10 protein-coding genes are annotated in these 12,371 nt (G+C 33.8%); 5 read left to right on the forward strand and 5 right to left on the reverse strand.

Features of this window, described 5'->3' with window-relative positions:
• Positions 1-87: 87 nt before the first annotated feature.
• The 3 genes from NTX22_09825 to NTX22_09835 all read right to left on the reverse strand — a co-directional run bounded on the left by NTX22_09825 (position 88) and on the right by NTX22_09835 (position 4,977).
• On the reverse strand, positions 88-1,077 hold the full coding sequence (locus tag NTX22_09825; GenBank protein MCX6150811.1) for a hypothetical protein: 990 nt from the start codon (positions 1,075-1,077) through the stop codon (positions 88-90).
• Positions 1,078-1,355: 278 nt separating this feature from the next.
• Positions 1,356-2,282 carry a hypothetical protein gene (locus tag NTX22_09830; GenBank protein MCX6150812.1) on the reverse strand — a complete coding sequence of 309 codons (927 nt, stop codon included), beginning with the start codon at positions 2,280-2,282 and terminating at the stop codon, positions 1,356-1,358.
• 247 nt (positions 2,283-2,529) lie between these two features.
• A complete protein-coding gene (locus tag NTX22_09835; GenBank protein ID MCX6150813.1) occupies positions 2,530-4,977 on the reverse strand; it encodes a family 20 glycosylhydrolase in 2,448 nt (815 codons plus the stop codon).
• Between the two features lie 395 nt (positions 4,978-5,372).
• On the opposite strand from NTX22_09835, the gene NTX22_09840 reads away from it, so the two are divergent.
• The 5 genes from NTX22_09840 to pstB (NTX22_09860) are packed head-to-tail and all read left to right on the forward strand — an operon-like array spanning position 5,373 to position 9,433.
• Entirely contained in the window at positions 5,373-6,167 is a 795-nt protein-coding gene (locus NTX22_09840) for a phosphate ABC transporter substrate-binding protein (protein MCX6150814.1), read from the forward strand.
• 27 nt (positions 6,168-6,194) lie between these two features.
• Positions 6,195-7,052, forward strand: coding sequence for a phosphate ABC transporter permease subunit PstC (pstC, locus tag NTX22_09845; protein ID MCX6150815.1), 858 nt, complete (start codon positions 6,195-6,197; stop codon positions 7,050-7,052).
• Positions 7,049-7,885: a phosphate ABC transporter permease PstA gene (gene pstA / locus NTX22_09850; GenBank protein MCX6150816.1), complete on the forward strand. Its 837-nt coding sequence runs from the start codon at positions 7,049-7,051 to the stop codon at positions 7,883-7,885. The genes pstC and pstA overlap by 4 nt, the downstream gene beginning before the upstream one ends.
• Positions 7,886-7,901: 16 nt before the next feature.
• Complete coding sequence (pstB, locus tag NTX22_09855) at positions 7,902-8,657, forward strand: phosphate ABC transporter ATP-binding protein PstB (GenBank protein MCX6150817.1); 756 nt, start codon at positions 7,902-7,904, stop codon at positions 8,655-8,657.
• Between the two features lie 2 nt (positions 8,658-8,659).
• Positions 8,660-9,433, forward strand: a complete 774-nt coding sequence (pstB, locus tag NTX22_09860; GenBank protein MCX6150818.1) for a phosphate ABC transporter ATP-binding protein PstB — start codon at positions 8,660-8,662, stop codon at positions 9,431-9,433.
• 297 nt (positions 9,434-9,730) lie between these two features.
• On the opposite strand, the gene NTX22_09865 is transcribed toward pstB (NTX22_09860), so the two are convergent.
• Both NTX22_09865 and NTX22_09870 read right to left on the reverse strand, forming a co-directional pair.
• Positions 9,731-11,506, reverse strand: a complete 1,776-nt coding sequence (locus tag NTX22_09865) for a hypothetical protein (GenBank protein MCX6150819.1) — start codon at positions 11,504-11,506, stop codon at positions 9,731-9,733.
• On the reverse strand, positions 11,493-12,173 hold the full coding sequence (locus NTX22_09870; protein MCX6150820.1) for a hypothetical protein: 681 nt from the start codon (positions 12,171-12,173) through the stop codon (positions 11,493-11,495). Before NTX22_09870 ends, NTX22_09865 begins: the two co-directional genes overlap by 14 nt.
• Positions 12,174-12,371: the final 198 nt, after the last annotated feature.

Below are 12,371 nucleotides of genomic sequence, written 5' to 3' on the forward strand. Positions count from 1 at the left end.
ACGCGGTTTTTTAAATAGAAATACTCTTAATCTTAATCTTACTCTTCTTTTAAACTTTATGAAAGAAGAGTAAGAGCATGAATCAAATTACTTCTGCTCCTCAATCTTCAATTCAGCTTTCTTAGAAGTTGATTGAACCAGGCGCTGTAAAAATGATTGTAAGATGCCAACAAACTGTGTGCTTTGATCAACCTGATCCGGCGAAAGTGAAACAACTGTACGCGCATTCTTCAAGCTCTGGCTTGCCTCTGCAAGGCGTGCCATCTGCGGAGAAAGCATTAAAAGTTCAGGACTGTTCTTCAGCAAATCCATTTCCTTTTTATCAAGCTCCAACTGCTTTTCTCTACGTTTCAATTCCTCATCCAGTCGCTGCTGTGCAAGGATTGCTTCCTTTTCTTCGCGTGCTTGTTTTAAATCGTACTTTTTTATTTCAAGGTTATGCTCTAAAATGGTAATCTGCTCATCGGATTTGTATTTAAGCTGGGCTGCTGCCATGCGCGCATTCTGATTTGCAGTTTCAGTAGTTTCCAAAATTCTTGCCGCTTCCTGCTGGCGCATAGCTTCGGCAATATCTTTATCAACCGGATCGATTGAATGAATTGAAAGAGAAATAACTTTTAATCCAAGCGCTTCTGATGTACTAGTTACTTTACCCAGAAGAAAATTATAAATCTTCTCAGAAGATAATTCCTCAATTTCATATTTCTCAGTAAACTCCCTAACATAACCCTGAACAGTTCCTTCCAATTCCTTGCAGGCTTTTAAGATTGCATCTTTATTCCATCCGCCAACACGGATTAGAGCAAATAAATTATCCAATGCCGCTGCGGCAGTTACAGATAATTTAACCAGCAGCTTCAACTTACCTTTTGCCTCAGCTTCTACAGTTAAGGTAAAGGATTGAATGGTTGCCGGAATTGCCAGGCTAAAATGGCGCGAATAAAACCGCGATTTTCTTTGAAGTATTTTGCCTTCAACCTCGTGTAAAACAATCTGGTCCGGTCTCTTGATTCTGTATTCAAATAATACTGCGGCAATTAAGATTACAATTACAATTATTGCTATGGTTACAAACATTTTTTTATTACTCCTATACTCAAATTGACTTTATAATTATACTAAAAAAGGAGATGGATTTCGAATTTACAGACTAAGAAGCTAAGGGCAAATATACTATTCCCGAAATAAAATACAAGTTAAAGGTGAGAAAATGCAAAAAAAATTATATGATTGTAGTAACAAAAAAATTTGTTCTGAGTTAAGTTATTTGCTCCTGTCAAGGTGTGGACTTTGACAGCCGAGAAAAACAAGTAATTAAGTATATGAATAAATATTTTTTCATTTAATAACCCCTTCTATTTAATTTTGCCTTGTTCAAACTTTTTATTCAGTCTTTCTACATTCTTTTTGATTATTGGAGTTAGTTGTTCTTGTATCTCTTTCGAATTAAATAACTCTTTATTGTATTTATTATAAAAACTTAGTGCATTTAATGTTATATATGAATCTGGAAATTTTTTTAATAATTTTAAAAATATTTTTTCAAGTGTACTTTTGTCTTTTTCAAACCGATATATTTTATTGAGTAGCTGATAAAAGGACGGTAAATAATTACTAGTATAATATTTTTCAAAAAGATTTAAAATCTCCTTTTTTAATAATTCTTTTTTAGTTTTTTCATATGGTTTTTTATCGTTGTATTTGTATTCTAGAATTTTCATTTCTTTTAAGGCTAAAATGTCTGTTTCTTCAGTAGGATGTTTTACTTTGAACTGTACCCATTCAGAAAAAAAATCTTTTTTCATTTTATTTTCTATAAATTCCCCTGGGCTATCATAATCAACATAATTGTATTTAACGCGCATTTGATATTTACCTGGTAAAAATGATTTTTTGAAATATGTATATCCTGTTCCAATTCTTGGATCGTTACCATACCAATCAGATAGCCACATTGTAAGATATTTTGTTTCTCCAGGTAGTAATTTACTTCCCTTTGATAAAAAATCTTTCATTACAACATTGTAATTTTCAACTTTTTTTAATCTTTTATTAAGTTCATCTAATACTTGAATATCTACTCTTGTTGCCTCCTGTGAAAATACTGGTTCTTCAATATAGATTGCCGAAACACCTATGTTTTTTATTTCCAATAAAACTACTATTACTTCCCCTTCCAGATATTCCTCTTTATCAAGTATGGTTCTTAATTCCATTTCTTGGCTATATGTTTTCACATAAAGGAAGAAGAGAATAAAAAAACAAATAATTATATTTTTCATCATTTTCTCCTAAAATTTCCTTGGCTGTCAAGAACCATGAGTCTGTCCGAGAACTAGTATTGCAAGAATAAAAATCCAATAAGAGGGGGTTATAAATTATTTAAATGCAATATTGTGAAAATTAATTTAACAAATCTAAGTTCTCGGACAGACTCCCATTCCTTGACAGAATTGTTCATCCCGCTAGCGGGATTATGTTCACAAAACTATTGGATTGAATTTCGCATCCACAATTATAAAAACTCGTCTATCTCTCGATCCAGCTTGATCTTCCGGTCTTAAAGTTTGGCGCAGTAATAATGAAAGGATAATCTTTAATTACCGTGCTGTTCCAGCTATCTGTATTATCGGAAAGATCCTGTCCCTGCCAGCTTTCATCACTTAATATTTCAAGAGTGGAATTACCTGTTTCAATTTGCGAGATTAAATTAAATCCTGCAGAACCGGTGCGGTTGTAATTCTTAACTTCAACAACAATTTCGTTTTCACCTTTCTTCAGATATTTTGCAATATCAAGAAATTTAATTCTTTTATACTCACTCCAAAGCGAAAGAGAGCGTCTTGCATAAACTTCGTCAACAAAATTTCCGTTGATGTAAAGTTTAGCATACGTATCCCCCAAAAGCTGAAGATGTGCTGTTTGCGGAATTTCTGATATTGTAAAATTCTTTTTGAATCGTGCCGACCTGGAAAAGGTTGTATCGCCAGTTTTAACATAAATCCATTTGCTGGCTAACTGCGGATTCTTTAATTCACCATCTGTTACTTGGTTTTTTGTTTCTTCAAAGTAACTAATAAGCCGGTTGAATTTATCTTCAATCATCCAAAGATTTTCCGGCTTGTAATACTTCAACCAGATAAATTTATATTCATCTTTTAATTTTTTAAGCGAAGAAACATTCTGGTCAATCATTTCTTTTAATTCTTCCGAATTCTTCTGTTTGTTAAGCATAAACTCATTTAATTTTATTTGAGTTTGCAATTTATCTTTATACCAGTAATCGAATTGAACCAGAAACTCCAGGATGATTAATTGATCTAAATTATTTTTAACTACGGAATGTAAATCAGTCAGTTCCTTTTCGCACTTAGGTAGAATGGTTTTGATTGATGCAATTTTTTCATCAGGTTGCATTTTAGCTTCCCACCAATTTTGAGTCCGTAATGGAAGCAGCGGATGCCGCCATGCTTCGTGCCATACAATATAACTTGCGGGATTAGTAAACGTTTTATAAATGCTGGTTAATCGTGGATCATCAGTACCGAAGAAATCATAAAGAAAGTCATGGTAAAATTTATCTTCATCGCTGGCTTTATAATTCCATGCACATTGAGCAGACCAGGCATAACCAAAGTAGTTCAATTCTTTAAATGTTTCTGCGCCATAATCTCCCCAGTTGGAGTTTATTATTCCGGTAGAACTATTTTCAAGTCCTGCCATAATAATATTTTTAATATTCGGAATAGCGTTTGCCTGAACTGGAAAAGTTGTTTGAAAATTCCAGACCGAGGGAGAAACATAATATTCAAATCCCGCTTCCTGAAAAATTTTTGTAGAAGGATAATCACCATCAGGACGGTAATGCCAGTCAATAACAATTATATCTTTCGGTAGTTCTTTAAGATTGTCTTTATGATTCAGGAGTTCGTCGCCATACATTATAACTTTTTTGCCATACTTCTTAACAATTGCATACACTTTTTTATAATGTTCCAGGTGAACCTTACCCAAACTGGATTGATCTACAAGATATTTACTATATCCTAATCCAACATCGTGACTTTCATCTGCTCCCATATTAAAATATTCTGAAGGAAATAGCTCAAAAACTTCCTTCAACATATTTTCAAGAAAAATGTAAGTCGAATCATTCGAAACATTCAAGCAAGCCGCACCGGGGAACTCGGCGTATTTCAAATATTCCTTTTGCGAAAGAATATTTTCATAATGCCCAAGTGTTTGGAAAATTGGAATGATCTCAACAAAATTTTCAGAGGCAAAGTTAACCAATTCCTTAATTTCATCTTTTGTTAACGCACCTCTTCCTTTTCCAATTGATGGATAAGATTCGAATTGAATCATATCTTCGATGTACGGCATATAAACGTTCATCTTATAACGGGCAAGAAAAGAAATTATCTTTTTAAAATTATCCAGTGTAGAAACCTGTCCGCGGCTTATGTCGTCGGAAATTCCTCTCACCTTCATATCGGACCAATCAATTATTTGTATTGCGCTAAGTGGATTTTTACCGGCTTTCTCCAGCAACTGGATTAAACTCATTGTTCCGTAAAATATTCCTTTCGGTGTGGGCGCTTGAACAGTTATACCCTTTTCATCAATCACTAATAAATAACTTTCATCTAATTTTCCGGCAGGAATTATATTTTTAACCTGGTCCGGGAAATCAGATTGATTTAGAATAATATTTTTTTCTTCATTGCGGCTCTGTTCTATTTGCGCATTAATACCTGCAGATTCCATTAATGTCTTCCGGATCTTTACTGCGGAAAAATTATTCACGTCCTGTTTTTCTCCCTTCAAAATAATTTTGATGTTTGAAGTAAGATTAAAGTAACCTGCCGCGTTATTAACAATTTGCGGGGTTGGAACTATCGGTAAACTCATTTCTTCACCTTTTACAAATTGGGAAGTAACAATTAAAAACAAAATTAGTATCCAAGAATTTTTCATGCTAATTACTCCAGCAAAAAATGATAAGAGTTTATATTTTTCTGTAACTTTTTATTTAATGAAGGTAAAATAAACAATTGATGTTGCTATATTCAAGAAAATACTTACCTAAATTGGCAACAACTAAAATAGTTGGGTGAAAGGGAATTCAATTCAAGACGGCAATAATTGTTCAATTGCTAAATTGTTATTTGCAATTATCTTTGGCTTTATCAAGTTGTGGCATTAGGTTAAGTATTTCTAAAATTTCCCGCCAATTTTTACGGGGAAATATTTAAATGATGTTTTTTTTAAGAACCAAAATTAATGTAAATTTATGACTACAAAATGAAAGCTAACTAATAATACCATAAACTAAGTTTTTAACCATTTTAAAAATGTAAAAGGTGAGTCCGATGACAAAGAAAATTTACATCCCGTTTTTACTCCTTCTATCAATTGCTATAATGTGGGGATGCGGAAAAGGAAAAACATCAATTACATTAGCGGGTTCTACGGCTTTTCAGCCATTTGCAGAAAAACTTGCAGACGAATACATGAAAATCAACAATAACATTAATATAACTGTTCAAGGCGGCGGCTCGGCAGTGGGTATTCAATCCGCAAATTCCGGTGCGGCAGAAATTGGAATGGCGGATTTGGTTGTGTTACCCGCTGAAGCGAAAGCCTTAACCGCAACTGCTGTTGCACAGGATGGAATTGCCATGGTGGTTAATCCAAAAAATAAAATTACCGATCTAACTACCGATCAGGTGCGCGATATTTTTAATGGTAAAATTTCCAATTGGAAAGAAGTTGGTGGTGATGATATTCCAATTACAGTTGTGTCGCGAGAAGCTGGCTCAGGAACAAGATCATCGTTTGAGCAGATTGTTAAAGATGTAATTCTAAAAAAAGAAGCGTTGATTCAGGATTCCAACGGTACTATTCGTGAGACCGTAGCAAATGACGCAAACTCAATTGGGTATCTTTCTCATGGTTTGATTAACGAAAAAATCAAAGCTCTTAGAGTTGACGGACAGGAATGTACATCAGAATCAATTCTTTCCGGAAATTATAAATTAGTAAGACCAATATATCTTCTTGTTAAAGGAAGCCTTCAAGGTGAAATAAAGAATTTCATCGATTACATTCTTTCTGCTGAAGGACAGCAAACCATTAAATCAAGTGGTCTTTTACCAATCAAATAATATGATTTTTATCTACCCGGGTATTTGATGAAGTTGATTGGTGAAAAAGGAGTAAAACGAATTCTGATGGCAACTGCTTTTTCAGCAATTTCCGCACTGCTGTTGATTGCTCTGTTTATCATCAATGAAGGTTTACCATTTATCTTCCGGTATGGTATAAAGGATTTTCTATTTTCATCTGAATGGCAGCCACAGTTAGGTAAATTCGGTATCTATCCCATGATTGCGGCTTCATTATGGGTTACTTTTGGTGCAATGATAGTTGGTGCACCATTAGGAGTTGCCGGAGCATTATTCCTTAGTGAATATGTTCCGCGTTCAGTAATGCGAATTGTTAAACCAATAATTGAACTCCTGGCAGCTATTCCATCGGTCGTTTATGGATTTATTGGAGTGATGGTACTTGCTCCGCTTATCCGAAACTATTTTGGAGGACCAGGTCTCTCGCTTTTAGCAGGTTCCATCATCCTGGGGATTATGATTCTTCCAACTGTTATCAGCATTTCAATCGATTCAATTTTAGCTGTTCCGCAATCCTACCGGGAAGGTTCATTAGCACTTGGCGCTACAACATGGCAAACCATTCATATGGTTACAATCAGAGCGTCTAAGTCTGGAATTATCGCAAGTATTATTCTTGGAATGGGTCGTGCCATTGGCGAAACGATGGCTGTAATTATGGTCGCAGGAAATTCTGTAAACTTTCCGCATTCAGCTTTAGATTCTGTAAGAACATTAACGGCAAATATTGCTTTAGAGATGAGCTTTGCCACTGGTGTCCATCGCGAAGCCCTGTTTGCAACCGGAGTTGTTTTATTTGTTGGAATAATAATACTTAACTCGATAGCCAGTGTTGCATTAAGAAAGAGGCTGGTAAAGAAATGAGAATTCACCCGCGATATACACAAAGAGGTGCTGTTGCTATTTTGGGCGGAGCAACTGTCTTAACGCTGATGATTTTAATTTTCATCATCTTCTTTATTTTGGAGAAAGGTTTACCCGTCATCAGCCTAAAGTTTCTAACTAGTAATCCAGAGGAGATGGGCAGAGCCGGTGGAATTTTTCCAACCTTACTGGGTACTATTTTATTGCCGTTACTGGCAATTATTATTGCTACTCCACTTGGAATTTTCACCTCGGTATATCTTTCTGAATATACCAGAGAAACAAGAGCAACTAAAATTATTCGCTTCGGAACAGATTGCCTTGCCGGCATTCCATCAATCATTTTTGGTTTATTTGGATATATCTTTTTTGTAATTACGCTTGGATTCGGATGGTCTATTCTTTCCGGCGGATTAACATTAGCTGTAATGATTTTGCCAACAATTATTCGTACTTCGGAAGAAGCGATAAGAGCAGTACCAAAATCTTACCGCGAAGTAAGTTTTTCTTTGGGCGCTACAAGCTGGCAGACAGTTAAAAAAGTTATTTTACCAAATGCCTTACCCGGCATTGTAACTGGAATTATGTTAAGCATTGGTCGCTCTATTGGTGAAACTGCTGCGGTGATATTTACAGCAGGCTCATCGTTACGAATTCCCACTTCACTTCTCGATTCAACCCGAACGATGGCGGTTCACTTTTACATTTTGGCGCGGGAAGGTATTTCTTCAGAAAACGCATACGGTACTGCCGCCGCACTTATAATTGCTGTGCTTTTAGTTAATCTTACTGCTTACTGGTTAATGAACCGGTTCATTGCAAAGAGAAGTTAAATTTATTGGTTATTTGATGAGTACAAAATTCAACATACAAGATCTTAATTTTTATTTTAACAAAGAGAAAGTTTTAAAACAAATTACCTTTGAGATTCCCTCGAATAATATTTTGGGAATCATAGGTCCAGCCGGTTCCGGCAAAACTACTTTTTTGCGCGCGTTAAACCGCATGAATGATCTGGAAACTGGCTCACGAATAGAAGGCAAAATTCAATTAGATGGAATAGATATTTATCAACCGGATTACGATGTGGTTGCATTACGGAAAAAGGTTGGGATGGTCTTTGCAATGCCGGTTCCTCTGCCGATGAGTATTTTTGAAAACGTTGTTTATGGTCCAAGGTTATCCGGCATTAACGATAAAAAACTGTTAGAAGAACTGGTGGAAAAAAGTTTAACAGCGGCTTACCTTTGGGATGAAGTTAAAGACAGATTGAAGACATCGGGAATGCGGCTTTCCGGCGGGCAACAGCAACGGCTTTGTCTTGCACGTGTACTTGCAATGGAACCCGATGTAATTCTTCTTGATGAACCTTGCTCTGGTTTAGATCCAATTTCTACAGCTAAGATTGAAGATGCTTTAACTGTATTAAAACATGAATACACAATAATTTTAGTTACAAACAATACAAAGCAAGCCGCAAGAGTATCTGATAATACAGCTTTTTTTCTAATGGGAGAATTAATTGAAATTGGAATAACCAGGCAAATTTTTACTGCACCAAAGAAAACAGAAACAAATGATTACATCACCGGAAGATTTGGATAAGTATGGATAGTTTATTAGCACCTACAAATAAAATTGAAGTAAGCAACCTGGATTTATACTACGGTAAATTCCAGGCTTTAATATCCGTTGATCTCTCAGTTCAGAAAAATATAATTACAGCTCTGATCGGTCCTTCCGGTTGTGGTAAATCAACATTGCTGCGCTGTCTGAACAGAATGAACGATTTGATCAACGGAGTTAAAATAACCGGTAGTGTTCTTCTGGATGATACTGATATTTATAATTCATCATTGGAAGTAACTGAACTAAGAACAAGAGTTGGTATGGTTTTCCAGCGACCGAATCCTTTTCCTCTCTCGATATATAATAATGTAGTTTATGGTTTAAAAGTGGCTGGAGTCCGAAACAAAAATAAATTAAATGAAATTGCAGAAAAAAGTTTAAACGGTGCCTGGCTTTGGGATCAGGTTAAAGATAAACTTGATCAATCTGCTTTGGAATTGCCATTAGATCAACAGCAGCGCTTGTGTGTTGCAAGATTATTAGCTGTGCAGCCGGAAGTTATTTTGATGGATGAACCATGCTCGGCGTTGGATCCAATTGCAACAATGAAAATTGAAGAACTGATGATTGAATTAAAGAAGAATTATACAATCGTAATTGTAACGCATAATATGCAGCAGGCATCGCGGGTTTCCGATTATACGGGATATATGTTATTAGGTAAGATGATTGAATTCAACAACACAAAAAATATTTTTACCAGACCAGCCCAAAAGCTAACCGAAGATTATATTTCCGGTAAATACGGATAAAGCGAATTTCACTTTTATCTCAATCCTAATCTTGACCTTACTAAGTTACAAATTTTTATTAAAAGAGCAGGATTAAGATTTTGGTCCAGATTCCTTAAATAAATACTTGGTAAAGTTAATTATTTAACCAACAATTCCATGATGTTCTTTAAGATAACGAAGTTGTGGCTAAGGCGCAGCCCAGAACTACAATGCAGACTTGTTAATTAAATTTTTAATTAGAACAAACTTTCTTCCACAAACTATGCTACACAACAAAGCCGAAACGGAAGAACTTGTTAGGTGCATTTATTATTGTTAAAAGAGTTCTGCTTGTATTGGGACTAAATTCTTATTTGATATCTTTTCTAGAATATTTTCAAACATTTGTATAGTAATTTGTTCACAAAGGTTATTATAGTTTGTTCTAGTTAATTGCTCAAAATAGGTGAAGGGGATATTATTCAAGATTGCGACAAGATCAATTCTCATCAAAATATCTTTTGTAATAACTCTTTTAGAATCAAAAAATATTAGAGAGTTAAAAAATTCTTGTGTGGTTTCGTGATTCAATGCTAGAAGGATTATAATTGCGTCAATGATATTATCAAAACCAATGAAATAGCAAGTATCATCTAACATAATAGTTCTATTATTTAAAGGAAGTATAAGTGAAAATTTGGTCTGTTTGTATAAACCAGAAATTGCAACTTTATATTTATAAAATGAATACTCGCCTATTCCGAAAATCGAGAAGGAAGTTTTATCTTTATAAATTTTTGATTTTCTCGCATCAAAGTATTCTTTATTACTTTCTAAGTATGTAAACGTTTGAGGATATTTTTCAGCAATATAAGATGTGTCTTCTCCTATTTTTTTCTGAGTTATAATAGTATACTTTCGTGTTGTATCAATTACATCTTTATTAAGGTCAGAACTTTTCAGCAATCCATAAACTAAATCTTCTTCAAGAAAAACTTCTTCATTATTTTGGTTAAGGAAATGATTATTAATTTTTTCTAATTCCATTATTTTGGAGCAATCGTGTTTTACTCCTTGTCGCCAAACCAAAGTAGATTTACCATCATATTTTTTATATCTGTGATATGTGTTGATGCTAGATACAAATTTACCATCCACATAGCCAAAATAATCTTTTGATTTACCGTTAGTATCATAAATTGAAGAACGAAGACATTGATATTCAGGTTCAGAATTTAATCTACAGTAAAATAAAGAAGCATCGGCAGAAACATTAAATTCTTTTTTGGCGTCTATACTTAGTTGTGAGATGTTGCTAATTCTAAATCTATTATAGTTCTGATCATTAATAAGGTTTTTTACAACAATGTTCTTGAGTAAAAATGCAAATTCACCATTGACATTTGAAAAGGCTTTCAACAACATTAAGCTAATATATTCAGCAATATCAAAATTGCCTTTCCCGGTTATTGCCTCAAATCCATTATGCCCTTTAAAATTTGATTTCTTCGGTAAATTATCAGAATTAAGTATTCCTAATTGAGTATTTGTAACCCAGGGAGGATTTCCTACAATGAGTAGCAAATCATTGTTGTCTAATTTAACTATCTCGTTTAATTGCAGATCGAAAATATTTTGATGTAAATATTCAATGTGAGGAACGGTTCTGTCTGTTGAGTTCAGAAAATGATCTAAAATGTTAAACTTAGAAATCCAAATATATGGTTTGTAGATTTCTATGCAGTAGAATTTTATAAAAGTAGTTGTTTGTTTTAAAACTGCTAGTATGAAATTTCCCTTTCCGCAAGTTGGTTCAAGAATAACAGTAGGGATAAATTTATTTTCTAAAATTCTACGTATTACTAGGTCAGCCAATGATTTAGGTGTTTGAAAATCACCATACTCAATTCGACTATCATCTTTTACTAAATTTTGATGGGATTTGAGTCTGTTTTTAACTTTCAAAAAATCTTCATCGGAAGGGAAAAAATCCTTTATACCACAAACTGAATATATTTTCTCATTCGCATTTTGATAATTTTGTTCTAAATATATGTTCTCCTCAAAAAAACTATAAATTTTGGAACTTATTGATATCTTATTCATTTCCATTAACTTTATCTACTATCCTTATAATTCCGTCAACTTTGTCTTTTAGCATAACAATTCTACCATATTGCAATCGCCATTGCAAGGCATTGCTTATGGTAAGATATCCTTGGACCGGAGTGTTTTTAAGTATTTCTTCAGCTAATTGATTTAACGTTATTTCATCAGCCGGTATGTTTCTATCCATAAGATAACCAATTATGTCATCTGAGTTTGCTTTATTTTCAATCATCTGCCGTAATGATAATGTTGTTTGATAATCTGCCGTTCTTTCTTTTTTAATAAACGTACAACTTACGAAATCTAGTTTTGCAACTTTGTTAATCGGATCATCTTTCTTATCATATATGAACACCAAAATATTATATCCAAGACCGTAAATTTTTTGTTTTGCAAATTTAAATGGGCAAGATGATTGAGGTTGTTTAATCGAAGTTACTTTTATATCAGTGTAAATTTCTTCAGAAGGAAAATCAATTCCATTAGCGGAAGAACCTTTTGTGTAGATGTACTTCTCATCTAAATAATTACCAAACTTATGCTCAATAAAAGTTCCTACAGCTTTACCATCCGTTACACCATACAGGTCTGCGTTATCATAATTTGACTCTTGATTGCAAAATAATTTCGCTTCTTCAATAAGTTTTTCTATTGTCAATTTTTCTTTCATCTTTTCCTCAATATTCTATAGATTATTCGTGTATTAAAATACAATTATTTAGTAAAAAATGTTTCTATTAATTGTGCATCTAACATTATTCTAAGTCGGCATTAATTGCAAACTTGTAATTGCAATTGATTAAAGCCGTGTTTAATATTGCATTTAGAAAATCTTGTAATGCAATTTTCAAATAATTTGGAGTATACT

This window comes from Ignavibacteriales bacterium, assembly GCA_026390815.1.
Taxonomy (GTDB): Bacteria; Bacteroidota; Ignavibacteria; order Ignavibacteriales; family SURF-24; genus JAPLFH01.